The sequence below is a fragment of the Pseudoroseicyclus sp. CXY001 genome, assembly GCF_041714655.1.
Lineage (GTDB): Bacteria > Pseudomonadota > Alphaproteobacteria > Rhodobacterales > Rhodobacteraceae > Pseudoroseicyclus_A.
On the sequence record NZ_CP168219.1, the window covers coordinates 1,581,163 to 1,605,032 of the forward strand.

At 70.7% G+C, this 23,870-nt stretch carries 23 protein-coding genes and 1 tRNA gene; 13 read left to right on the top strand and 11 right to left on the bottom strand.

What is annotated here, in order from left to right:
- Positions 1-107: 107 nt before the first annotated feature.
- Complete coding sequence (locus ACAZ03_RS07620; protein ID WP_373356839.1) at positions 108-977, bottom strand: DMT family transporter; 870 nt, start codon at positions 975-977, stop codon at positions 108-110.
- 160 nt (positions 978-1,137) lie between these two features.
- The gene (gene guaA, locus ACAZ03_RS07625; protein ID WP_373356840.1) at positions 1,138-2,706 is read right to left on the bottom strand and encodes a glutamine-hydrolyzing GMP synthase; all 1,569 of its coding nucleotides are present in this window, start codon (positions 2,704-2,706) and stop codon (positions 1,138-1,140) included.
- A 149-nt stretch (positions 2,707-2,855) separates the two neighbouring features.
- On the opposite strand from guaA, the gene ACAZ03_RS07630 reads away from it, so the two are divergent.
- Together ACAZ03_RS07630 and ACAZ03_RS07635 are read left to right on the top strand one after the other, a co-directional pair.
- Entirely contained in the window at positions 2,856-3,338 is a 483-nt protein-coding gene (locus ACAZ03_RS07630; RefSeq protein ID WP_373356841.1) for a ferritin-like domain-containing protein, read from the top strand.
- 248 nt (positions 3,339-3,586) lie between these two features.
- Positions 3,587-5,137 (top strand): trimethylamine methyltransferase family protein, encoded by a 1,551-nt coding sequence (locus ACAZ03_RS07635; RefSeq protein ID WP_373356843.1) that lies wholly within the window; start codon positions 3,587-3,589, stop codon positions 5,135-5,137.
- 52 nt (positions 5,138-5,189) lie between these two features.
- Here the strand turns inward: ACAZ03_RS07635 and ACAZ03_RS07640 are convergent, their stop codons facing one another.
- Complete coding sequence (locus tag ACAZ03_RS07640; RefSeq protein ID WP_373356844.1) at positions 5,190-5,510, bottom strand: DUF6477 family protein; 321 nt, start codon at positions 5,508-5,510, stop codon at positions 5,190-5,192.
- Positions 5,511-5,741: 231 nt separating this feature from the next.
- Here ACAZ03_RS07640 and ACAZ03_RS07645 point away from each other — a divergent pair, with 231 nt between their 5' ends.
- The 8 genes from ACAZ03_RS07645 (at position 5,742) to ACAZ03_RS07680 (ending at position 14,825) form a co-directional block, all read left to right on the top strand.
- On the top strand, positions 5,742-6,833 hold the full coding sequence (locus ACAZ03_RS07645; RefSeq protein ID WP_373356845.1) for a DUF6456 domain-containing protein: 1,092 nt from the start codon (positions 5,742-5,744) through the stop codon (positions 6,831-6,833).
- 119 nt (positions 6,834-6,952) lie between these two features.
- Positions 6,953-7,966, top strand: a complete 1,014-nt coding sequence (locus ACAZ03_RS07650) for a serine hydrolase domain-containing protein (RefSeq protein WP_373356846.1) — start codon at positions 6,953-6,955, stop codon at positions 7,964-7,966.
- A 92-nt stretch (positions 7,967-8,058) separates the two neighbouring features.
- The gene (gene argS, locus ACAZ03_RS07655; RefSeq protein WP_373356847.1) at positions 8,059-9,795 is read left to right on the top strand and encodes an arginine--tRNA ligase; all 1,737 of its coding nucleotides are present in this window, start codon (positions 8,059-8,061) and stop codon (positions 9,793-9,795) included.
- Positions 9,796-9,956: 161 nt separating this feature from the next.
- Positions 9,957-10,949, top strand: a complete 993-nt coding sequence (locus tag ACAZ03_RS07660) for an SPOR domain-containing protein (protein WP_373356848.1) — start codon at positions 9,957-9,959, stop codon at positions 10,947-10,949.
- The gene (locus ACAZ03_RS07665) at positions 10,946-11,938 is read left to right on the top strand and encodes a glycoside hydrolase family 3 N-terminal domain-containing protein (RefSeq protein ID WP_373356849.1); all 993 of its coding nucleotides are present in this window, start codon (positions 10,946-10,948) and stop codon (positions 11,936-11,938) included. Before ACAZ03_RS07660 ends, ACAZ03_RS07665 begins: the two co-directional genes overlap by 4 nt.
- On the top strand, positions 11,935-12,717 hold the full coding sequence (locus tag ACAZ03_RS07670; RefSeq protein ID WP_373356850.1) for a ScpA family protein: 783 nt from the start codon (positions 11,935-11,937) through the stop codon (positions 12,715-12,717). Before ACAZ03_RS07665 ends, ACAZ03_RS07670 begins: the two co-directional genes overlap by 4 nt.
- Complete coding sequence (gene scpB, locus ACAZ03_RS07675) at positions 12,710-13,348, top strand: SMC-Scp complex subunit ScpB (protein WP_373356851.1); 639 nt, start codon at positions 12,710-12,712, stop codon at positions 13,346-13,348. The genes ACAZ03_RS07670 and scpB overlap by 8 nt, the downstream gene beginning before the upstream one ends.
- 94 nt (positions 13,349-13,442) lie before the next feature.
- The gene (locus ACAZ03_RS07680; RefSeq protein ID WP_373356852.1) at positions 13,443-14,825 is read left to right on the top strand and encodes a diguanylate cyclase; all 1,383 of its coding nucleotides are present in this window, start codon (positions 13,443-13,445) and stop codon (positions 14,823-14,825) included.
- A gap of 26 nt (positions 14,826-14,851) precedes the next feature.
- On the opposite strand, the gene ACAZ03_RS07685 is transcribed toward ACAZ03_RS07680, so the two are convergent.
- The 8 genes from ACAZ03_RS07685 to ACAZ03_RS07720 all read right to left on the bottom strand — a co-directional run bounded on the left by ACAZ03_RS07685 (position 14,852) and on the right by ACAZ03_RS07720 (position 20,494).
- The gene (locus ACAZ03_RS07685) at positions 14,852-15,919 is read right to left on the bottom strand and encodes a 2'-deoxycytidine 5'-triphosphate deaminase (RefSeq protein ID WP_373356853.1); all 1,068 of its coding nucleotides are present in this window, start codon (positions 15,917-15,919) and stop codon (positions 14,852-14,854) included.
- Positions 15,920-16,001: 82 nt separating this feature from the next.
- Positions 16,002-16,078: transfer RNA gene (locus ACAZ03_RS07690), tRNA-Pro, on the bottom strand.
- Between the two features lie 54 nt (positions 16,079-16,132).
- Entirely contained in the window at positions 16,133-16,831 is a 699-nt protein-coding gene (locus ACAZ03_RS07695; protein WP_373356854.1) for a MerR family transcriptional regulator, read from the bottom strand.
- An 18-nt stretch (positions 16,832-16,849) separates the two neighbouring features.
- Entirely contained in the window at positions 16,850-17,152 is a 303-nt protein-coding gene (ihfA, locus tag ACAZ03_RS07700) for an integration host factor subunit alpha (protein WP_373356855.1), read from the bottom strand.
- Between the two features lie 141 nt (positions 17,153-17,293).
- Positions 17,294-18,265 (bottom strand): beta-ketoacyl-ACP synthase III, encoded by a 972-nt coding sequence (locus ACAZ03_RS07705; protein ID WP_373356856.1) that lies wholly within the window; start codon positions 18,263-18,265, stop codon positions 17,294-17,296.
- Positions 18,262-19,392 carry a phosphate acyltransferase PlsX gene (plsX, locus tag ACAZ03_RS07710; protein ID WP_373356857.1) on the bottom strand — a complete coding sequence of 377 codons (1,131 nt, stop codon included), beginning with the start codon at positions 19,390-19,392 and terminating at the stop codon, positions 18,262-18,264. Before plsX ends, ACAZ03_RS07705 begins: the two co-directional genes overlap by 4 nt.
- A gap of 26 nt (positions 19,393-19,418) precedes the next feature.
- Positions 19,419-19,625, bottom strand: a complete 207-nt coding sequence (rpmF, locus tag ACAZ03_RS07715) for a 50S ribosomal protein L32 (protein ID WP_373356858.1) — start codon at positions 19,623-19,625, stop codon at positions 19,419-19,421.
- 356 nt (positions 19,626-19,981) lie between these two features.
- The gene (locus tag ACAZ03_RS07720; protein ID WP_373356860.1) at positions 19,982-20,494 is read right to left on the bottom strand and encodes a DUF177 domain-containing protein; all 513 of its coding nucleotides are present in this window, start codon (positions 20,492-20,494) and stop codon (positions 19,982-19,984) included.
- Positions 20,495-20,637: 143 nt separating this feature from the next.
- On the opposite strand from ACAZ03_RS07720, the gene ACAZ03_RS07725 reads away from it, so the two are divergent.
- From ACAZ03_RS07725 to ACAZ03_RS07735, 3 genes are all read left to right on the top strand, one after another.
- Entirely contained in the window at positions 20,638-21,102 is a 465-nt protein-coding gene (locus tag ACAZ03_RS07725) for an outer membrane protein assembly factor BamE (RefSeq protein ID WP_373356861.1), read from the top strand.
- Between the two features lie 68 nt (positions 21,103-21,170).
- Complete coding sequence (locus tag ACAZ03_RS07730) at positions 21,171-21,917, top strand: GNAT family N-acetyltransferase (protein ID WP_373356862.1); 747 nt, start codon at positions 21,171-21,173, stop codon at positions 21,915-21,917.
- Between the two features lie 96 nt (positions 21,918-22,013).
- The gene (locus ACAZ03_RS07735; RefSeq protein WP_373356863.1) at positions 22,014-23,831 is read left to right on the top strand and encodes an ABC-F family ATP-binding cassette domain-containing protein; all 1,818 of its coding nucleotides are present in this window, start codon (positions 22,014-22,016) and stop codon (positions 23,829-23,831) included.
- Positions 23,832-23,870: the final 39 nt, after the last annotated feature.

Below are 23,870 nucleotides of genomic sequence, written 5' to 3' on the forward strand. Positions count from 1 at the left end.
TTCCTCCCAAGAACGCGTCACCGGAATGTGAAACGTTAATCGCGCCGCTCTCCCTTGGGTCAATATGCGACCCCGCGTCACGGAAAATGGGCCTGCCGGACGTGTCTTCAGCGCCGCGCCGGGGCCTGGCCGCGGGTGAGGTTCAGCGTGTTGCCGGCGAAGATCAGCGCCGCGCCGAGGAAGACGAAGATGTCGAGCGGCTCGGCGTAGAAGATCGCCCCGATGACGGCGATGAGCGGCAGGCGGGCGAAGTCGATGGGCATGACGATGGCCGCCGGCGCCAGCTTCAGCGCCGTCGTCAGGCAGAAATGCGCGACGACCCCGCCGCAGCCGACGATGACCAGCCAGCCGATGTTGCGCATCCCCGGCAAGGCGATGTCGCCGTCATAGCCAGCGCAGATCAGCCCGAAGGCGGCCTGCATGATGACGAGCCAGAAGAGGATCGAGGTGATCTTCTCGTGCCGCGTCAGCCGCCGCGTGAAGATCGCCGTGAGCGCGAAGCCGATGGCCGCCAGCGCCGCGGCGACCAGCCCGGGCGAGAGCGCCTCGGGCGAGGGGCGCGTGACCACGAGGATGCCGGCAAAGCCCATCAGCGCCGCGAGGAGGCCGATGGCGGTGATCCGTTCCTTCAAGAGCAGCGGCGAGAGCAGGATGACCCAGATCGGCGAGGTGAATTCCAGCGCGAAGACCTGGGCGAGCGGGATGAGCGGGATGGCGAAGAACCACAGGTTCTGCCCGGTGAAATGGCACAGGTTGCGGATGGCATGAAGCGGCAGGCGGCTCGCCCGTACGTCCTTCAGGTGGCCCGTGGCCGCGGCCGTGCCGAGGACGAGCACGATGCCGACCAGCGAGCGGTAGAACATGATCTCGAACGTGTCGAACTGCCCCGCAAGGCTTCGCCCGGCGATGGCCATCGTCGAGAAGGCGACGACGGCGCCGATCATCCAGACGGCGGCTTTCCCGGCCTCCGAACGCACGCTGATCTCCTCCCCCCATGCAACGCCGGGACGCTAGGCGCGGGCGCGGGGAATGGAAAGGGCGGACGGGCGGGTGCCTGCGAGGTCAGGGCAGAAGCGCCTGGGCCCGGCCATCAAGGTCGCGCCGGGCGCGCCGCGGATCAGCCGGCGTGCGCGCGGATCATTCCCACTCGATCGTGCCGGGCGGCTTGGAGGTGATGTCGTAGGTCACGCGGTTGATGCCGCGGACCTCGTTGATGATCCGCGTCGCCGTCTCGCCGAGAAACTCGTGGGAGAACGGATAGTAATCCGCCGTCATCCCGTCGACGGAGGTCACGGCGCGGAGCGCACAGGCGTAATCGTAGGTCCGCCCGTCGCCCATCACGCCCACGGTCCGCACCGGGAGGATGGCGACGAAGGCCTGCCAGATCTCGTCATAAAGCCCGTGGCGGCGGATCTGGTCGATATAGATCGCATCGGCCTTGCGCAGGATCTCCAGCTTGTCGCGGGTGATCTCGCCCGGGCAGCGGATCGCGAGGCCCGGGCCGGGGAAGGGATGGCGGCCGATGAATTGCGCCGGCAGGCCGAGCTCGTGGCCGAGGGCGCGCACCTCGTCCTTGAAGAGCTCGCGGAGCGGCTCGACGAGTTTGAGGCCCATCTTCTCGGGCAGGCCACCGACGTTGTGGTGCGACTTGATCGTCACCGAGGGCCCGCCGGAGAAGCTGACCGATTCGATCACGTCGGGATAGAGCGTGCCCTGCGCCAGGAACTCCGCCCCCTCGATCTCGCCGGCATAGCGCTGGAAGACGTCGATGAAGAGCCGGCCAATGGTCTTGCGCTTCAGCTCGGGGTCGGAGACGCCCTCGAGCGCTTTCAGGAACAGCTCCGATTCATCGGCGTGGATCAGCGGCAGGTTGTAATGGTCGCGGAACATGCCGACGACCTCCTCCGCCTCGTTGAGCCTGAGGAGCCCGTGGTCGACGAAGACGCAGGTGAGGTTCTCGCCGATGGCCTCGTGCAGAAGCACGGCAGCGACGGAGGAATCGACCCCGCCCGAGAGCGCGCAGATCACCTTGCGGTCGCCGACCTGCTCGCGGATCTTGCGCACCGCCTCCTCGCGATAGGCCTCCATCGTCCAGTCGCCCTTGAAGCCGGCGAGCTTCACGAATTCCTCGTAGAGCCGCTTGCCGTTCGGGGTGTGATGCACCTCGGGGTGGAACTGCACGGCGTAGAAGTGCCGCGAGGCATCGGCGGTGATGGCGAAGGGCGCGCCGGGGGAGGTGGCATAGACCTCGAAGCCCGGGGCGATCCTCGCCACGTGGTCGCCATGGCTCATCCAGACCTGCTCGCGCCCGGCGTCGAACCAGCCGGCGAGAAGGTCGAGCGGCTGCGAGGGCGTCACATAGGCGCGGCCGAATTCGGCGGTGCCGTCGCCGCGCTCCACCTTGCCGCCGAGCATCTCCATCATCACCTGCTGGCCGTAGCAGATGCCGAGGATCGGCACGCCGAGGGAAAAGACCTCCTCCGGCGGGCGGGGGGAGCCCTCGTCGATCACCGAGGCGGGGCCGCCGGAGAGGATCACCGCCTTCGGCGCGAAATCGGCGAGGAAGGCCGCCGTCACCGCCTGGAAGGGGTGGATCTCGCAATAGACGTTCAGCTCGCGCAGGCGCCGCGCGATGAGCTGCGTCACCTGAGAGCCGAAATCGATGATGAGAAGGCGGTCATGCGCCTTGGCGATGGGGCTGGTCATGCCTCCGATTAGGCAGGCGCGGGGCAGGGCGCAAGAGGGGCGGGGGAGGATAACATTTGATGGAGCCCCACGCGGGAAACACAGCCATCGGCGCGGCGTTGTAGGGGCAAGGCGGGCGACAGGCCCGCACCAAGCCAAGGAGGCTGACCATGAAGGATCTGCAAGAGCTGTTCGTCCACTTCCTCCGCGACATCTACTACGCGGAGAAGAAGATCGCGAAAACGCTGCCGAAGATGGCCCGCAAGGCCGAATCGGCGGACCTGAAGGAGGCGTTCGAGTCGCATCTCGAAGAGACCGAGGGCCATATCGCCAAGCTCGAGACCGTCTTCGAGCTTCTGGGCCTCAAGGCCCGCGGCGTCACCTGCGCCGCCATCAACGGCATCCTCGAAGAGGGTGACGAGATCATATCCGAAGCCGAGAACGGCGACACGCGCGATGCCGGCATGATCGCCGCGGCGCAGGCCGTCGAGCATTACGAGATCACGCGCTACGGCACGCTCGTCGCCTGGGCCAAGACGCTCGGCCACAAGGGTGCCATCGCGCCGCTCGAGGAGATCCTCGATCAGGAATATGCCGCCGACAAGAAGCTGTCCTCCTTCGCCGAAAAGCGGCTGAACGAGGAAGCCGCCTGAAGGTCGGCCCTGGATGGGGCGCCAGAGGGCGCCCCTGACGGCGCCCGAGACGGTCGCGCGGCCTGGTTGTGAGCGGGGCGGCGCGGCAGAAGGCCCGGGAGGGAGACCTCCCGGGCCTTTCGCATGCCGCAGAGCCCGGCTCGGGCGGCGCCATGTCGTTTTCTCCCCCCAGATGGCGCAAACCTCTCCCCCCTCTTTCCGCTTAAGCCGTATCAGGCCGGAAACGGATCCGCGAAAGGGCGCGTGCGATGACTGATGTGGCGGAACAGCGGCGGGGCCGGGCCGGCCGGGGCGGCGGGGCCGCGCGGCGGGCGGAGCGGACGGCGGTCAGCTTCGAGACGGCGCGATACATCGAGCGCAACGTGCCGAATCTCGAGGTCCTCAATGCCGAGGCCATCGAGATCATCGAGGCCAATGCCGAGACGGTGCTCGAAGAGATCGGCGTCTCCTTCCCCGACAATCCGCCCGCCCTGGAGCGCTGGCGCAACGCCGGGGCCGATGTGCAGGGCGACCGCGTGCGCCTGCCGAAGGGCCTCGCCCGCGAGCTGGTGAAGACCGCGCCCGGCAGCTTCACCCAGCACGCCCGCAACCCCGAGCGCTCGGTCGAGATCGGCGGGCGCAGTCTCGTCCTCGCCCCGGTCTACGGCCCGCCCTTCGTGCGCGACCAGGCCGGCGGCCGGCGCTATGCGACGATGGCGGATTTCGAGAAATTCGTGAAGCTCGCCTACATGTCGAAATGGCTGCACCATTCCGGCGGCACGGTCTGCGAGCCGACCGACGTGCCGGTCAACAAGCGGCATCTCGACATGCTGCTCGCCCACATGACGCTGAGCGACAAGCCGTTCATGGGCTCGGTGACGGAGCCCAGCCGCGCCGCCGACAGCGTCGAGATGGCGAAGATCCTCTTCGGCGCCGATTTCGTCGACCAGAACACGGTCATGACCTCGCTGGTCAACATCAACTCGCCGCTCACGTTCGACGCCACCATGATGGGCGCGCTCGAGGTCTATGCGGCCGCCAACCAGGCCTCCATCGTCTCGCCCTTCATCGTCGGCGGCGCCATGGCGCCGGTCTCGGTCGCGGGCACGCTGACGCAGGTGACGGCGGAGATCCTCGCCGGCGTCTCCTATTCCCAGCTCGTCCGGAAGGGTGCGCCGGTGATCGCCGGGGCCTTCGTGACCTCGATCGACATGAATTCCGGCGCGCCGACCTTCGGCACCCCGGAAGCCTCGATGGTCACCTATGGCATGGGCCAGATCGTCCGCCGGCTGGGGCTGCCCTATCGCTCCGCCGGGGCCTTCTGCGGCTCCAAGCTGCCCGATGCGCAGGCCGGCTACGAGAGCGCCAATTCGCTGAACATGGGGCTCCTCTCCGGGGTGAACTTCATGCTTCACGCCGCGGGCTGGCTCGAGGGCGGGCTCGTCGCCTCCTTCGAGAAATTCGTGATGGACGCCGACCAGCTCGGCATCCTCCACCGGCTCGCCGCCGGGGTGGATGTGAGCGAGAACGCCCAGGCGATGGACGCGCTGCGCGAGGTCGGCCCGGGCGGGCATTACCTCGGCTGCGCCCATACGCAGGCCAATTTCAAATCGGCCTTCTGGCGGTCCGACGTGCTCGACTACAAGCCCTTCGAGACCTGGGAGGAGGAGGGTGCCCGCACCACCGAGTCGCTCGCCGCAGCGCGGGTCGAGAAGCTCCTCGGCCAGTACCAGGCCCCGGCGATGGACCAAGGCACCGAAGAGGCGCTGCGGTCGTATGTGGCCGAGAAGAAGGCCTCGATGCCCGACGCCTTCACCTGACGGGCGCGGGTCACCCGGAGGCCGACCGCCCCCAACGCCCGTAGGGCGGGCTTCAGCCCGCCGCCCCCTCAGCCCGCCACCTCGCGCGCCGCGCCGCGGCGCGGATGAGCCGCGCCTCGCCCATGAGCGCGATCAGGTGCTCCACATGGCGCTGCACCGCGTAATCCGCGGTGCCGGCGCGGCGGCGGACATCGGCCTCCGCCTCCAGCTCCAGGAGTTCGAGCACGGCCGCGCCGGAGCGGGGCGGGGCGAGGGCCCCCAGAAGGCGCGGCAGCATCTGCTCGCGCCGATACTGCTCCACCCCCGCCCGCGCGGCGCGGACGAGCAGCCGCGGCCGCTCGAGCTGACCGATCATCCCCAGGATGTCCTGCATGGCGATACCCTTATCAAGCCGTTGACGGGGGGAGTGTGGCACGATGCCGGGGGCTGTTGCCGCGCCGTCCCGGGGCGCGGCGGGGGACCGTTCCGCGCGATTAAGGGAGGGGAAACCTGACTTAACGCGGCGCTCACTGTTTACGGACTGGTAACAGTTGCAACCGCAGGTTGTCCCCATCGCCGGCCCACTGCCGGGTCGGTGGACAGGTCTGCCTCGGGGGTAACGAGTATGAACACGACGCGCGCCGTTCCGACCGCTCGCAGGATTTCCGGGCTGCCCGACTGGGTGCCGGACGCCGTTCACCACTATCTGAGCCATACCGAGGGCGGCCATCCGATCCGCGCGCTGGCGCGGTCTGCGGATGTGCACGCCTCCACAATCCTGAGGCAAGTCAGGAAGATAGAGGCGCGGCGCGACGATCCTTTGGTCGATGGCGCCCTCCGCCGCCTGGCCGGCACGGGCGCGGGCGCCAAGGCGGGGCGGAGCGCTGGGGGTGCCGGCGGGATGCCGGGGCCGGGCGAGGAGGCGGAGGTGCACTCCGTCCTCATGCGCCTTGCCCGCTCGCGGACGGTGCTGGCCGTCGCGCGCGACATGGATATCGGCGTGATTGTTTCCGAAAGCGAAACGGGAGAGATCCGCCGCGAGGCCACCGTCGAGCGCCGGCTCGCCGAGGCGCTGGCGCTCCGCGACTGGATCGAGCCGCAGGACCCGGCCGCCCGCGTCGTCCGCTACGCGCTGACGGGCGCCGGGCGGGCGGCGCTGCGCAGCCTCGGCGCCGCGCCCAGCCACTCCCACGGCCTTGCCGAGGCGCCGGCACGCTTCCGCCATCAGGAGGAGGACCTGCCCGAGGCCGACACGCGGCTCCGGCACATGCGCTCCGCCCTCGCCGAAAGCCCGCTCAGCGGCCTCTCCCGCCGCCGCGACCGCGAGGGGCGGCCCTTCCTGCCGCGCCCGCTGGTCGCCGCCGGCGAGCGGATGCGCGAGGATTACGAGCTCTCCCGCCTCGGGCCCGCGCTGGAAGCGGCTTGGGAGGCCCATGTCGAGGCCGGCAGCGGCGCGCCCTTCGCGCCCGAGGCGCCCGCCGCCGATGCGGGGGCCGAGGCGGCCCGCCGGCGGCTCCTCGATGCGTTGAGCGAACTCGGCCCCGGCCTTGCCGATGTGGCGCTGCGCTGCTGCTGCTTTCTGGAGGGCATGGAGGCGCTCGAAAAGCGCATGGGCTGGTCGGCCCGCAGCGGCAAGATCGTCCTGCGCATCGCGCTCCAGCGGCTCGAGCGGCACTATGCCGAGACGCAGGGCCGTTTCGCCCCGATGATCGGGTGACGGTTTCCTCCAATCGGGCCTCATTCCGGCGGGCTTCTGCCGGGCGGAATTGCGCGGCGGGCAGGGCGCCCCTATCTGAGAGCTAGCCCGACGTTTTCCTGCAAGATGAGGACCTTCCGATGCCGAACCGCACCAAGAGCCGCACCAAGAGCCACGCCGCGACCGGCCTTGCCGCCGGCGTCGCGCTCCTTGCCGCCCCGGCCCTCGGCCAGGGCGCGGCGGGGCCCGGCGAGTCGGTGACCGAGGCCTGGGCGGCCTGGGCGGAGGCGCAGGGCATCGCGGTGACGACGCTGGCCGTCCTGGCGCATGGCAAGCTCGTGGCGGAGGAGGGGATCGGCACCGATGCCGGCACGCCGCGCCCCGTCGCCAGCCTCTCCAAGCCCATCACCGCCGCCTGCGCCGCCGCCATCCCGGGCCTCACCTCCCAGACCCGCGTCGGCGATCTGCTCGGCGACCTCCTGGACGGGGCCGGCCCCGCCGCTGACGCCACGCTGGCCCAGCTCCTCACCCACAGCTCCGGCATCGCCCCCGATTCCACCCAAGGCAATCCCGCCCTCATAGGCGTCGAGGCGACGATGATCCGCGAGGTCGCGGCGGAGAGCCTGTCGCGCGATCCGCAGGAGGGCACGCCGGGCAGCTATGCCTACAACAACGAGAATTACGCGCTCATCGGCGCGATGATCGAGGCGGCCAGCGGCCAGAGCTATGTCGACGCCTGCAACGCCGCGCTGATCGAGCCGCTGGGGCTGGCCACCGCCACGCTCAGCGGGCCTTGGATGGGGCAGGGCTCCTGGGGCGGCTGGCAGATCTCCGCCGCCGATCTCGCCCGCTTCGCCTGGAGCGAATACGGGCCGGAGGGCCGCGTCGGCGCCGATCCCGCCGCCCGGCCGCGGCTGGAGCTCGGCGACGGCCTCGCCACCACCGAGGGCGTCCTCACGGTGCCTCTGCCGGCGGCGGAGAGCGACCTCTTCTGGAGTACCGGCCTTCTCTGCTGGGGCGATGCCGGCGACGGCGGCTATTTCGCCAGCTACGGCAACGGCGTGGTCGTCGCCGTCACCTTCGCGGGCTGCATCGCCGAGGGCGATGCGCTGCAGGCGCTCGACGCCGCGCTTTTCGAGGCGGCGGCGGGGTAGGGCGTCCCGCCCGGCGGCCGCCAGCGCCCCACTCGCGTTGACGGCTCGCGGTCCTTCTGCCAAGGGGTTTGCCCGACAAGGAGCCCCAACAGATGAACCTCTTCGCCGATATCCGCCTCGCCGTCACCGACGCGCTGGAGGCGATGATGGTGGCGGGCGCGCTGCCCGCCGGCCTCGACCTCGCCAATGTCACGGTGGAGCCGCCCCGCGATGCGGGCCACGGCGACATGGCCACGAATGCCGCGATGGTGCTGGCGAAGCCCGCCGGGATGAAGCCCCGCGCCATCGCCGAAGAGCTGGCCGGCCGGCTGGCCGACGATCCGCGCATCGCCTCCGCCGAGGTGGCGGGGCCGGGCTTCCTCAACCTCCGCATCGCGCCCGAGGCCTGGCACGGGGTGATCCGTGCGGCGCTGAGCGAAGGCTACGGCCGCTCGCAGATGGGCCAGGGGCAGCGCGTCAACGTCGAATATGTCTCCGCCAACCCGACGGGGCCGATCCATGTCGGCCATACGCGGGGCGCGGTCTATGGTGACGCGCTCGCGTCGCTCCTCGCCTTCTCGGGCCATGAGGTGACGCGGGAATATTACGTCAACGACGGCGGCGCCCAGATCGATGTCGTCGCGCGCTCCGCCTTCGAGCGCTACCGCGAGGCCTGCGGCCAGGCGCCGGAGATCGCCGAGGGGCTCTATCCGGGCGATTACCTCATCCCCGTCGGCGAGGCGATCAAGGCGAAATACGGCGAGAGCCTTCTCGGCAAGCCCGAAGCCGACTGGCTCGCCGAGCTGCGCGATTTCGTCACCGACGAGATGATGGCGCTCATTCGCGGCGACCTGAAGGCGCTCGGGATCGAGATGGATGTCTATTACTCCGAGAAGAGCCTCTACGGCACCGGCCGCATCGAGGCGGCGCTCGAGGAGCTGGACCGCAAGGGGCTCATCTATCGCGGCGTTCTGGAGCCGCCCAAGGGCAAGATGCCGGAGGATTGGGAGCCGCGCGAGCAGACGCTCTTCCGCTCCACCGAGCATGGCGACGACGTCGACCGCCCGGTGCGGAAGTCCGACGGCGCCTGGACCTATTTCGCCCCCGACATCGCCTATCACTACGACAAGATCGACCGGGGCTACGAGCAGCTCATCGACGTCTTCGGCGCCGATCACGGCGGCTATGTGAAGCGCATCAAGGCGGTCGTCGCGGCGCTGTCGGACGGCCGGGTGCCCGTCGATGTGAAGCTCTGCCAGCTCGTCAGGCTCTACAAGAACGGCGAGCCCTTCAAGATGTCGAAGCGGGCCGGCAATTTCATCATGCTGCGCGACCTGGTGGAGGGCGTCGGCAAGGATGCCGTGCGCTTCCACATGCTCACGCGCAAGAACGACGCGCCGCTCGATTTCGACTTCGACAAGGTGCTGGAGCAGTCGAAGGAAAACCCGGTCTTCTACGTGCAATATGCCCATGCCCGCGTGCATTCGGTGCTGCGCAAGGCCGCCGAGCAGGGCGTCGACGTGGCGCCCGCCGCGCTGGCGGAGGCGGATTTCGCGTCGCTTTCCGACGAGGCCGAACTGAAGCTGGCCCGCTCCATCGCCGAATGGCCGCGCCTGGTGGAGATCGCGGCCCGCACGCATGAGCCGCACCGGATCGCCTTTTACCTCTACGACCTCGCCAGCGACTTCCATGCGCTCTGGAACAAGGGCAATGACGATGCCTCGCTGAGGTTCCTGCAGGACGATATGGCAACAGCCGCGGCGAAGATCGGCCTTGCCCGGGCCGCGGCGATTGTCATCGCGGCCGGTTTGGGTATCCTTGGCGTGACCCCGGTGGAGGAGATGCGCTAAGGCGCGGCTCCCTTCAGACGGCGCGACAAAGCGCTGCGGCTGCCGGGCGGTGAGCGAGGTAGAAAAGGGCGGCGAGGGGCCGCCCGGGCAGTGAGGCGAACATGGCGGCGATCCCTGAAGGCAACTTGCCGGGGCGCCGGGGCATGGCCCCGGGCGCTTTGGTGCAACTTGGCGGGGCGCTGCTCTCGCTGGCGCTCGTGGTCGGTATCGGCGTCTGGGGCTACAAGCTCATGCTGCGCGACGCGACCGGCGTGCCCGTGGTGCGCGCCATGTCCGGCCCGATGCGCGAGGCACCGGCCTCGCCCGGCGGCGAAGTGGCGCCGCATATGGGCCTGTCCGTCAACGAGGTCGCGGCGCTCGGCACGGCCGGGCCGGAATCGGATGCGCTGGTGCTGGCGCCCCAGCCCCTGCCGCTGGCCGATGAGGACCTCGCCCATGTGATGACCGCCGAGGCCGACGAGCTGCGCGCCGATGAGGATGCGGGCGATCTGAGCCTCGTCTCCGAAGCGCTGGCCGCCGAAGGGGTCGAGCGGCCGGGGGCCGCCGAAGCCGCGGCCGAGGCCGAAGCGCTGGCAGAGGCGATCCTCGCCAGCGCCGAGGTGACGGGTGCGACCACGGCCGCGGCCCCCGCACCGAGGGACCCGGCCGACGAAGAGATCACCCAGCCGCTCGAGGAGCTCTCCGAGGAGGCGGCCGTGGCCGACGTGGTGGCGGAAGCGGTGCCCGACGCGCTGCCGGAAGGGGGCGAGCCCGCCGGCGCCCAGCTCATCGCGGCCTCCGTGCCCGGCGTCAGCTCGGCGCCGCGCCCGCCGGCCCGGCCGGCGAGCGCCGTGCCCGCCAGCGCTCGCGCCGCGGCGGCGCCGGTCGAGGCGCTGACCGTCGCTGAAGAGCCCTTGCCCGCCGGCACCGTCCTCGTGCAGCTCGGCGCCTTCGCCAGCGCCGATCTCGCCAGCGACGCCTGGGCGGCGATCCAGGCCGATTTCGGCGAGCTGATCGGCGAGCGGCAGCCCCTGGTGCAGACCGCCACCGCCGGCGGCTCGACCTTCTACCGCCTGCGCATGCAGGGCTTCGAGGCGCTGGGCGATGCCCGCCGCTTCTGCTCGGCGCTCGCCGCCGAGAATGCCGGCTGCATCCCCTATCTGGTCGAAGGATGACAGCGGCCGCCATCCTCGGGATCGCCGGCCCGGAGCTGACGGCCGACGAGCGCGGCTTCCTGCCGGTCGTGCAGCCCTGGGGCTTCATCCTCTTCGGCCGCAACATCGTCGACCGCGAGCAGCTCTCGGCGCTCACCGCCTCGCTCCGCCATACCGTCGGCCGGGACGTGCCGATCCTCATCGACCAGGAGGGCGGCCGCGTCGAGCGCATGGGCCCGCCGCACTGGCCGCATTACCTGCCGGCGCTCGACCAGATGGCGGTGGCGCGCGACCCGCTGCGCGCCCAGTGGCTCCGCAACCGGCTGATCGCCCATGATCTTCATGCCGTCGGCATCGACGTGAACTGTGCGCCGCTCGGCGACCTCGTGGAGCAGGAGACGCATCCGATCCTCCTCAACCGCCTCTATGGCGGGGTGCCGAAGGAGGTGGCCGATGCCGCCCGCGTCGCCGCGGCGGCGATGCTGGAGGGCGGCGTGCTGCCGGTCCTCAAGCACATCCCCGGCTATGGCCGCGCCCATGTGGACAGTCACCTCGAGCCCGCGCGCGTCACCGCCTCGGCCGAGGCGCTCCGCGCCCGGGACTTCGCGCCCTTCCGCGCGCTCCGCGACATCCGCATCGGCATGACCGCCCATGCTATCTACGAGGCCATCGACCCCGACGCCCCCGCCACGCTTTCCGCCCCCGTCATCGGCCTGATCCGCGAGGAGATCGGCTTCGACGGGCTCCTGATGACCGACGACATCGGCATGGAGGCGCTCTCCGGCACGCTGGAAAGCCGCGCCGCCAAGGCCATTGCGGCGGGCTGCGACCTCGTGCTCCACTCGAACGGCAATTTCGAGGAGATGGTGAGGGTGACGGAGACTGTCGGGCAGATGAGCGCGGAGGCGGAGCGGCGGGGCGACGCCGCCCTCGCCCAGCGCCGGCCGCCCGAGCCGATCGACGCCGTGCAGCTCCGCGCCGAGCTGGAGGCGCTGACGGGCCGGGGATGAGCGAGAGCAACGTCACCTCCATCGAGGCGCGCCGCGCCGCCGAGGCCCTGATCGTCGATCTGGATGGCTACGAGGGGCCGCTCGACGTGCTCCTCACGCTGTCGCGCACCCAGAAGGTCGACCTGCGGGCGATCTCGATCCTCGCGCTTGCCGAGCAGTATCTGGCCTTCGTCGAGGAGGCGAAGTCGCTCCGCATCGAGCTCGCCGCCGACTACCTCGTCATGGCCGCCTGGCTCGCCTTCCTGAAATCCCGCCTGCTCCTGCCGCCCGATCCGGCGGAGGAGGGGCCCTCCGGCGAAGAACTGGCGGCGCATCTCGCCTTCCAGCTCGAGCGGCTCTCGGCCATGCGCGAGAAGGCGGCAGAGCTGATGGCGCGCGACCAGCGGGGCCGCGACTTCTTCGCCCGGGGCATCACGGCGGATGTCACCCGCGTCCGCCGCATCACCTGGACGGCGACGCTCCTCGACCTCATGCAGGCCTATGCGCGGCTGCAGACCAAGGGCGAGTTCCGCCCCTATGCGCTCGACCGCGAGTCGATCTACACGATGGAAGAGGCGCTCGGCCGCCTCCGCCCGCTCATCGGCTTCGCCGGGGCCTGGGCGGATATCTCCAGCTTCTTGCCCGAGGGCTGGCAGGGCGAGCCGAAGAAGCGCCGCTCCGCCACCGCCGCGACCTTCGCCGCCATGCTGGAGCTGGTGAAGGAGGGCCGCGCCGAGCTTCGCCAGTCAGAGACCTTCGCCCCCATCGAGGTGCGCGGGCGGGAGCGGCCGGATGGCTGACGAGAAGGAACAATCGCTCTTCGAGGCGCCGCCGATGGGCGAGCAGGAGCGTATGGTCGAGGCCATGCTCTTCGCCTCCGCCGAGCCCTTGACCGTGCAGCAGATGATCGGCCGGATGCCGCATGGCTCCGAGCCCGCCGAGGCCGTCCAGCACCTCCGCCGCCGCTACGAGGGGCGGGGCGTGCAGGTGGTGAAGGTCGGCGACGCCTTCGCCATCCGCACCGCGCCTGACCTCGGCTTCCTGATGCGCGAGGAGGTGGTGGAGCAGAAGAAGCTCTCCCGCGCCGCCATCGAGACGCTGGCGATCATCGCCTATCACCAGCCGGTGACGCGCGCCGAGATCGAGGAGATCCGCGGCGTCTCCGTCTCCCGCGGCACGATCGACCAGCTCCTCGAACTCGACTGGATCAAGCTCGGCCGCCGCAAGATGACCCCGGGCCGGCCGGTGACCTTCGTGGTGACGCCGGCCTTCCTCGACCAGTTCGGGCTCGAGAGCGCCCGCGACCTGCCGGGCCTGCGCGAACTCCGCGCCGCCGGCCTCCTGGAGAACCGCCCGCCCCCCGGCACCGAGCCGGAGGAGGACGAGGAGACGGCGGACGACGGCTCGCAGAGCGACATGTTCGGCGAATGAGCGCCAATCCGGGGCCCCGGGATACTGTTTCTTAAGTTTGAGGACTGATTCTGCCGCGACCGCTGGGGGGCGTTCGAGGAGGGCAGAACCGCCCATGAGAGCTGTATCCCAACTCTCCGCGCAGAGCATCGGGGAGTTCCGCAAGGCTGTCGCGATCTCGCGGGGGCTCGAGCATCTGGCGCCCGATTTCGCCATGCTGGCCATCGCGCTCGCCCTCGTGGCGCTGGCCGGCCATGCGAGCGCCGAGCCGGGGCTCTATCTCGCCACTCTGGGGGGCCTCTCGCCCCTGACCGCGATCATTGCGCTTCTCATCGGGGCCGCCGCCTTCTCCTCCGCCTCCCGGCTGGGGGCCGGGCAGCTCCGGCGTGTCTTCGCCTGGGGCGCCATGCTCGTCCTCGCCTGCTCGGGGATGCGGCTCGTCGGCTCCGGCGGGATGCTGCCCGACCCGCTCTGGCAGGAGCCGCCGGGGCCGAACAGCATCATGCTTCTTCTCCTCGCGGCCCTGTCGCTGCTGGGCCGCCGTCGCTCGGTGATCGCGCTCGGCATGGGGCTCGGCGGGCTGGCGCTGATCCTGTCGCTCGTCCTCTCCTATGGCCATGCGGCCGGCGGGCTGCACGGCACCGAACCTGCGACGATGCTCATCGCGGCCCTGCTCCTCACCGCCGCGCTTTGCCGGCAGGGGCATCCGGCGGTGCTGCGGCTGATGATCTCGGAAGGGACCACGGGCAAGGTGCTGCGCCGGCAGCTTCTCTATTCGCTCGCGGGGCTCTGGCTGCTCGCGGTGGTGCTGCTGCATATCGACGCTTCCGCCTGGGCCGAGGCCGCGCCGCTCTTCGTCACCATGCTGGCGGTGGCGGCGGTGCTCGGCATCGGCTCGACCATCGGCCTTCTTGCCGCGGCGGAGAATGCGCGGCAGCGGCATCTCATCCGGCTGGAGCAGCTCTCGGCGACCGACATGCTGACCGGCCTGGCCAACCGCCGCGCCGCGAGCGCCTATGCGGAGGCGACCTTCCACGCCGCGCGCCGGCACGGGCGGCCGCTCGCGATCCTCATGATCGACCTCGATCATTTCAAGCGCATCAACGACCGGCACGGTCACAAGATCGGCGACGAGATCTTGGCGGAGGCCGCGCATCTCTTCCGCTCGATCCTGCGCCCGTCCGACATGATCTCGCGCTGGGGGGGCGAGGAATTCCTCGCCATCCTGCCCGAGACCCAGCTCGCCGGCGCAGTGAAGACGGCCGAGCGGCTCCGCCAGTCGCTGGAGGATTCGCTGGTGCTGCCGGGCGGCAGCTTCGTCACCGCCTCCTTCGGCTGCGCCGAGATGGCGCCGGGGGACATGGATCTGGACGATCTTCTCGGTCGCGCCGACGCGGCGCTCTACGAGGCCAAGGATCAGGGCCGCAACAGCGTGGCGCCCATGCTGCCGCCGCGCCTGCAGAGCGACGCGGCGAGTTTCGACTCTGCCGTCGCCTGAGCTGCCTTCGGGACCGCTGCCCGGCCTCAGCCTTCCGCGAAATGCTTGGCGAGCCGCAGGCCCTGGCCCTGGTAGTTCGACGCGATCTCGCGCCCGTAGAGCCGGGCGGGCGGCGCCGCCATGCGCTCGTAGACCAGCCGGCCGACGATCTGGCCGTGTTCGAGCACGAAGGGCGCCTCGTGGCAGCGCACCTCCAGCACCCCGCGCGAGCCGGCGCCGCCGGCCTCGGAATGGCCGAAGCCGGGGTCGAAGAAGCCGGCGTAATGCACGCGGAACTCGCCGACCATGGCGAGATAGGGGGCCATCTCGGCGGCATGTGTCGGCGGGATCGTCACCGCCTCGCGGCTGACGAGGATGTAGAAGGCGCCGGGGTCTAGGATCACCCCGCCGCGCTCGGCCTTCACCGGCTCCCAGAACTCGCCGGGCGGGTAATGGCCGATGCGGTCGAGGTCGATGACGCCGGAATGCGGCTTGGCCCGCCAGCCGGCGAGCGCGCCGCCGAGATCGACGGAAAAGCCCAGGCCCTCATCGATATGCGGCGTGCCGTCGACGAGCGGCGTTTTGGCATGAAGCGCGGCGAGCTCGTCATCCGTCAGCCGCGCCTCGCCGGCGCGGAAGCGGATCTGGTTCAGCCGCATCCCCGGCCGCACCAGCACCGAGAAGCTGCGCGGGCAGATCTCGGCATAGAGCGGCCCGTGATAGCCGGCGGGGATCCGGTCGAATTCCGCGCCGCCGTCGATGATCGTCCGGGTCAGGAGGTCGAGCCGCCCGGTGGAGCTCTTGGCATTGGCGACGGCGGAGGTGCCCTCCGGCAGCGCCAGCCGCTCCACCAGCGGCACGAGATAGACGCAGCCCTTCTCGAGCACGGCGCCGGGCGTCAGGTCGATCTGATGCATCGCGAGCCCGTCCAGCCGGTCCTCCACCCGCCGGCCCTCGCCGGGCAGGAAGGAGGCGCGGAGCCGCCAGGCCTTGGCGCCGAGCCGCAGGTCGAGCGAGGCGGGCTGCACCTGGCCCTCGAGCGGGGCCACATCGGCCGCGATCTGGCCGGCGGCCAGCATCGCCTCGATCGTCTGACAGGGAAGTACGCCGCTCATCTTGCCCCTCCTGGGCTCTGCCCCGACCGGGTTCGGGCCTGCCGGAGACATGCCCCCCGGGGACGGGGGCGGAGCGGGTGTTTGGTCGGGCTAGCAGGACTTGAACCTGCGACCTTCCGTCCCCCAGACGGACGCGCTACCAGGCTGCGCTATAGCCCGACACCGGGGGCGTTATGGACATAACCGCGCCCCCGCGCAAGCCGAAAGCTGCGGCTATTTTCCGGCGCTTGCGAGGAGGTCGCGATGCGCTGCGAGCCGCCCCGCAAGGGCGCGGAGAGCGGGGCCCTCGGAGCCGAGCGCCGGGCGCGGGGCCGCGGCCAGCCGGCCAAGGAGCCAGTGCCGGCGGCGGGGCAGGGCGGGGGCGACCGGCGCCGCCGCCTGCTCTTCCGGAGGTGCTGCAAGCTCTTCCACCGGCACGATCTCGGCCTCTTCGGGGGCAGGCTCTGCCTCGGGCGGGGCTTCGGGGACGATCTCCGCCTCCTCGACCTCATCGGGCTCCTCCGCCGCCGCCGCTGCCGCGGCATAGGTGGTGAAGGCCGGGGCCTCTGCCGCCTCGTCCTCCGCCGCCTCTTCCGGCGAATCCTCGACGACGCGCAGCATCGGCCGGGCGAGCCGGCCCTCGAACACGTCGTCGCCCGGATGCGGCGGGGCGAGGGCGGCGACATGGGCGGCGCCCTGCTCGCGCAGGAGCTTCTGCACGCCCTTGATCGTCATGCCCTCGTTGTGAAGGAGCGCCTTGATGCCGCCGAGCAGGGCCATGTCATCGGGGCGGTAATACCGCCGCCCGCCGGCGCGCTTCACCGGGCGGACCTGGCTGAATTTCGATTCCCAGAATCGCAGCACATGCGCCGGCGTTTCCAGCCAGTCGGCGACCTCGCTGATGGTGCGGAAGGCGTCCTTGGACTTGGCCATGCCGCGCGTGCCCTCTCGCTAGCCGCGATTCCCATCGGCGACGCGATCCTTCATCAGGTGCGAGGCCCGGAAGGTCAGCACACGCCGGGGATGAATCGGCACCTCTTCGCCCGTCTTGGGGTTGCGCCCGATCCGCGCCGCCTTGTCGCGGACGGAAAACGTCCCGAAAGACGAGATCTTCACGCTTTCGCCCGCCACCAGAGCGTCGGAGATGTGGTTCAGCACGGATTCGACCATCTGCGCGGAATCGTTGCGCGAGAGGCCGACCTCGATGTGGACGGCCTCGGCAAGGTCCATCCGAGTCAGCGTCTTGGCAGCCATATCACTCCCCCATTTTGGGAAGGAGACTGTAAGGCTGACGAAACAATGTCAATATCAACGGCTTGCGGCGCGTGCTGAAAGTTTCCCCTGCGTCAGTGATAGCGGTATCGGGGTCACTCTCCGGGCAGGGCCCGGCCGAGGTCACCAGCGCAGCACGACCGAGCCCCAGGCCAGCCCGCCCCCGATGGCTTCGGTGACGAGAAGATCGCCCTCGGCGATCTGCCCGCGCTCGACCCCGACGGAGAGCGCGAGGGGAATGGAGGCGGCGGAGGTGTTGCCGTGATCCTGCACGGTCACGACGACCTTGCTCATCGGCAGGCCCATCTTCTGCGCCGTCGCGGTGATGATCCTGAGGTTCGCCTGATGTGGCACGATCCAGTCGACATCCGCCGCGGTGAGCCCGGCCTTCTGCAGCGCCTCATGCGCCGTGGCGGCCAGCTTCTCGACCGCATGGCGGAAGACCTCGCGCCCCTGCATCCGAAGGACGCCCGTGGTGCCGGTCGAGACGCCGCCGTCGACATAGAGGAGCTCGCGGTAGCTGCCGTCGGAATGCAGATCCGTGGACAGGATGCCGCGGTCGGTCGGCTCGCCGTCGCCGATCTCGGCCTCGAGCACCAGCGCGCCTGCGCCATCGCCGAAGAGCACGCAGGTGGCGCGGTCCGTCCAGTCCATCAGCTTCGAGAAGGTCTCGGCCCCGATGACCAGCACGCGCCGCGCCTGGCCGGAGACGATGAGCGCATTGGCCTGGGCCAGCGCATAGACGAAGCCGGCGCAGACGGCCTGCACGTCGAAGGCGAAGCCGCCCTTCATGCCGAGCTGCTGCTGCACCATGGTCGCGGCGGAGGGAAAGGTGAAATCGGCGGTGGAGGTGGCGAGGATGATGGCGTCGAGATCGGCGCCGGTCAGGCCCGCCTTCGCCAGCGCCGCCTCGGCGGCCGCCGTGGCCATCGACGAGGTCGTCTCGCCCTCGCCGGCGAAATGCCGCCGCTCGATGCCGGAGCGGGTGCGGATCCACTCGTCCGACGTGTCGAGCGTCGCCTCGAATTCGGAATTGGGCACCATTCGCGCGGGCAGGTAATGCCCGACGCCCCTCACCACTGCCCTGACGGTCATTTGTCTGCCTTGCTTGCCGCCGCACCCGCGGGCGCGGCCTCTCCTGCCTCGTTGCCATCCTGTGCCAGCGCCGTCGCGGTTGCAACCCGAGCGGCCAGCCTGTCCGCAAAGCCGGAGCGGGCGAGCTTGGCCGCAAGCTCCAGCGCCGCCTCCATGGCTGTGGCATCGGCGGAGCCGTGGCTTTTCACCACGGTGCCGTTGAGCCCCAGGAACACGCCGCCATTGGCGCGGCGCGGGTCCATGCGCTTCCGCAAGCGGCGGATCGAGGTATAGGCGAGAAGCGCGGCGATGCGGCTCAGCGGCGTCTTCATGAAGGCCTCGCGCATGAAGCCGCCGAGAAGCTGCGCCGTGCCCTCGCCGGTTTTCAGCGCCACATTGCCGGTGAAGCCGTCGGTGACGATCACGTCCACCCGCTCGGAGGCCATCTCGGAGCCCTCGACGAAGCCGACGAAGTCGAACTCCGCCCGCGGCGCCGCCTTGGCGATGAGCTCCTGCGCGACCTTCAGCTCGGCGCGGCCCTTGTGCTCCTCGACGCCGACGTTGAGGAGCCCGACGCGCGGCCGCTCGATGCCGAGTCCGTTGCGCGCATAGGAGGCGCCCATGAGCGCATAGGTCAGCAGGTCGTCCTGATCGGCGCGGATGTCGGCACCGGCATCGAGGAGGATGTTGTAGCCCGAGGGATTGCGGCTCGGCCAGAGCCCGGCGATGGCGGGGCGGTTGACGCCCTCGACCTTGCGCAGGCGCAGCATCGACAGCGCCATGAGCGCCCCGGTATTGCCGCAGGAGACGCAGACGGAGGCCTGCCGCTCGCGCACCGATTCGAGCGCCGACCACATCGAGGTGCCCTTGCCATGCCGCATGACCTGGCTCGGCTTGTCATGCATCGAGACGGTGCCCTCGGCATCGACGATCTCGACATGCGCCTCGAGCTTGCGGCGCGCCACGAGGCGCGTCAGCTCGTCCTTCGGCCCGTGCAGCAGCACGCGGACATCGGGGTCGGTCTTGAGGAAGCGGGCGAGCCCGGCGACCACCATGGCGGGGCCGGCATCGGAGCCCATCGCATCGACGGACAGAACGACAGGGCCCGGAGGCGCCGTCACGGTGCTCTCCGGGCCCTGATGAGTCATGCGTTCAGACCTTCGACCGGGCGGGCTCAGGCCGCGTCGTCGTCGATGTCGATCTCGGTGCCGACGGCCACGACCTCACGATCGGCATAATGGCCGCAGGAGGGGCAGACATGGTGCGGGCGCTTCAGCTCGCCGCAGTTCGGGCATTCGTTGGGATTCGCACCCGAAAGCGCGTCGTGGGCGCGGCGCATGTCGCGGCGCGACTTGGAGACCTTATTCTGTGGGACGGCCATGTCTCAACCTCTGATCCGTAGCGGGCCGCTGGCCCGAAAAATTCCGATATATTCGGTGACGGCGCCTCATAGCCGCCGACCGGCGACTTGTCGAGCCGCCTCGTCCCGAAAGAGCGCGCACCATACGGAGGATTGCAAAAGACGCAAGGGGGGCGGGGCAGGCGGGGCCGCGGCGCGCCGCGGGACATGGGGCCGAAAATTCTTCGAGGAAGAATTTTGGGCGCCGGCGGAGAGGGCGGTGCCGCGGGGCGGCCGGGGAGGGGGGCTGTCTGCCCCCCGTCGCCCTTGGCGACTCCCCCCGAGGATTTTTCGGGAGCAAAGACGGGGAGGGAAGAAGAGGGCGGGGCGCCCGGCCGTCACTCGTCGTCCTGCATCTTGTCCTTGAGGGCTTGCAGGGCGGCGAAAGGGTTCTCGCGCTCCTCGGCGCCCGGATCCTCGCCTTCGCCCGCATGGGCCTCGACTGGCGGCGCGTCCGCCGCGCGGGGCCAGGGGGGCAGGGCGAGGGCGAGCGCCTCCTCGACGACCTCGGCGAGGTCCAGCCGGTTGGGCAGCGGCTCGACCGTCTCGTCCTGCGGCATCTCCACCTCGCCGGGGGGCGGCGGCGGCAGGTCGGGCAGGTAGCGGCGGCGCAGCTCCTCCTCCAGCCGGGTGGTCACCGGCTTGAGGGTCGCCACGCATTCTTGCACCACGGTCGCGCCCAAGGTGCCCGTCAGCTCCCAGCCATGCTGGCCGGTGGGCTCGAGCGCGCCGGTGAAGCGGAGTTTCTTCACGCCGAGGATGCCGAGCCCCTCGGCGAGCCGCGCCAGCTCCTCCCCCTCCGGGGCGAGGCTGAGCTCGCGGCGGGTGCGGCCGGCGGCGGGGCCGGTCATCTGAAGGACGTGGCGGGCGAGAAAGGCCAGGGGGCATCCTTTCTTGAAGAGGGGCGGGCGGGTGTTGTAAGCGTCGCTGAAAGCCCTAGGCCATCGGCCGGGGGCGAGCAAGGAGCGGGGGGCCACCTCCGGCGGGGGCGGATATGCGGCAGGTCTTGGCAGGTACGGGCGCGCGGGCGCTGGCGTTCGCGGCGATGCTGGGGCTCTCGGCCTGCGTCGCCCAGTACCGCGACCACGGCTTCGTGCCGAGCGCCGAGGCCGCCGCCACGATCACCCCCGGCGCCGACACCCGCGAGACCATCGCCGAGCGCATCGGCACGCCGACCACCGGCGGCATCATCCAGAACGGCAGCTATTACTACGTCGCCTCGCGCTTCCGCCATTACGGGCTTCTGGAGCCCGTCGAGATCCGCCGCGAGGTGCTGGCGCTCGATTTCGATGCGGGCGGCGTCCTGCGCAATATCGAGCGGCTGGCGCTGGAGGACGGGCGGGTCCTCGAGCTGGAGCGGCGGGTGACCGACGACAATCTCGGCGACGTCTCCTTCCTCACCCAGCTCGTCGGCGGCATCGGCCGCGTGCAGGCGAGCGACTTCATCGGCTCCGAATAGCCGCCGCCGCTGGCGCCGCGGGGGCCCTGGGCCCTATCCTTGCCGCGATGCCGGCGGGAGAATCAGCCATGCTGCTCAAGGGGCGCTATCGGGCGCGCCCGGCCGAGGGGCCGGAGGATCTGGCCGCCTGCCAGCGCCTGCGCCACGAGGCGTTCATCACCCGTGCCGGGCTGCCCGGACGGCCCGGCGGGCTGGAGGCCGATGGCTTCGATGCGCGGGCCCGACACATGATGGTCGAGGAGCTGGCGGGCGGCCGGCTCGTCGCGACCTTCCGCCTGATGCATCTGGCGAGCGGGGCGGACATCGGCCTGAGCTATGCCGCGCAGTTCTATGACCTTGCGGGCCTTTCGGGCTTCACCGGGCCGATGGTCGAGATGGGGCGCTTCTGCATGGCGCCGGGCCTGCCGGACGCCGCCGATGTATTGCGCATCGCCTGGGGGGCGATGACGCGGGAGGTGGAGGCGGCCGGGGCGGAGATGCTCTTCGGCTGCACCTCCTTCGCGGGGACGGGGGCGGAGGCGCATCGCGCCGCCTTCGGCTATCTGGCCGAGCGGCATCTGGCGCCGGAGCGCTACCGGCCCGGGGCGAAGGCGGCGGAGGTCGTGGCCTTCGGCGGGCTGCCGGGCGGCGGCGATCCACGCGCCGGCCTCCTCGCCCTGCCGCCGCTCCTTCGAACCTATCTGACGATGGGCGGTTGGGTCAGCGATCACGCCGTGGTGGATCGGGAGCTCGGCACGCTGCATGTCTTCACCGGGGTGGAGACGCGGGCGATCCCCGCCGCGCGGGCGCGGGCGCTCCGCGCCGTCGCGAGCTGAGGGGCGCCCCTGCGGGGCGCGCCGGCCGGCGCCCCTGCGGGGTGCCTCTCTCTTGCGCCCCTTGCGGGGCGACGGACGCCGGGATAGCCCCCGCGCATGGCACGGGCACCCCTTCTCCAACTCACCGATATCGCGCTGACCTTCGGCGGCGCGCCCATCTTCGACGGGCTATCCGCCGTGGTGCAGGAGGGCGACCGGATCGCCCTTGTCGGCCGCAACGGCTCCGGCAAGTCGACGCTGATGAAGCTCATGGCCGGGCGGATCGAGGCCGACCGGGGCGCCCGCGCGCTCGGCCCCGGCGTGACCACCGCCTATCTGGAGCAGGATCCGCAGATGGAGGGCTTCGCCACCTTGGGCGATTTCGCCGCCGGCGCCGTCGGCGAGGCGGAGCGCTACCGGGTCGAGCGGGTGGCTGAGGGGCTGGCCTTCGACCTCGACCGGCCGGTCAGCGCCGCCTCGGGCGGCGAGCGGCGGCGGGCGGCGCTGGCGCGGCTCCTCTCGGAAGAGCCGGAGCTGATGCTCCTCGACGAGCCGACCAACCATCTCGACATCACCGCCATCCGCTGGCTGGAGGACGAGCTGGCCGCGACCCGCGCCGCCTTCGTCCTCATCTCGCACGACCGGGCGTTCCTCTCGCGGCTGACGCGGGCGACGCTCTGGCTCGACCGGGGCGAGCTCCGCCGGCAGGAGGCCGGGTTCAAGGCTTTCGAGACCTGGCGCGAGAAGGCCTGGGAGGAGGAGGACCTCGCCCGCCACAAGCTCGACCGCAAGATCAAGGAAGAGGCCCGCTGGGCCGTCGAGGGCATCTCGGCCCGGCGCAAGCGCAACATGGGCCGGGTGCGGGCGCTCGGCGACCTCCGCGCCGAGCGGGCGAACATGATCCGCCGGCAGGGCACGGCGGCGATGGAGCTGAGCGAAGGCAAGAGCTCGGGCAAGAAGGTGATCGAGGCCAAGGGGCTGACCAAGGGCTATGGGCAGCGGCCGCTGTTCAGCGTGCTCGACCTCACCTTGCAGCGGGGCGACTGCCTCGCCGTGGTCGGGCCGAACGGCGCCGGGAAGACGACGCTTCTGAAGGTGCTCCTCGGCGAGGAGGCGCCGGACGAGGGGACGATCCGCTACGGCACCAACCTCGCCACGGCGCATTTCGATCAGGCGCGGGCGGCGCTGAAGCCCGACGAGACGCTCTGGGACGCGATGACGACTGGCGAGGCCGGAGTCTCCGGCCGGTCGGATCAGGTGATGGTGCGGGGCCAGCCCCGGCATGTCGTGAGCTATCTGAAGGACTTCCTCTTCGACGATGCGCAGGCGCGGGCGCCGGTCCGCTCGCTCTCGGGCGGCGAGAAGGCGCGGCTGCTGCTGGCGCGGATCATGGCGCGCGAATCGAACCTTCTGGTGCTCGACGAGCCGACCAACGACCTCGACATCGAGACGCTGGATCTGCTGCAGGAGGTCTTGGGCGAGTATCCGGGCACCGTGATCCTCGTCAGCCACGACCGGGATTTCATCGACCGGGTGGCGACCATGACGCTCCTCCTCGAGGGCGGGCAGGCGACGCTCTATGCCGGCGGCTGGAGCGACATCGCGGCCCAGGGTGGCGCGCCGATGAGTGGCGGGCCGGCGCCGGAGAAGAAGGCCCCGCCGAAGGCGGCGGTGACGGCTGAGGCGCCGGCTCCCGCGCCGAAGAAGGCGGGCCTCAGCTTCACCGAGAAGCACCGTCTGGAGGCGCTGCCGGCGGAGATCGACCGGCTGACGGCGGAAATCGGCAAGCTCGAGGCGCTGATGGCCGACCCCGAGCTCTTCACGCGCGAGCCGGTCAAGTTTCGCAAGGCGACCGAGGCGCTCACCGAGCGGCAGGCGGCGCTGGCGGCGGCCGAGGAGGAATGGCTGGAGCTGGCCGAGAAGGCGGAGGGCTAGGTGGGCTCGGCCCGCCCTGACGGGCGGGCTCGCGGGCGT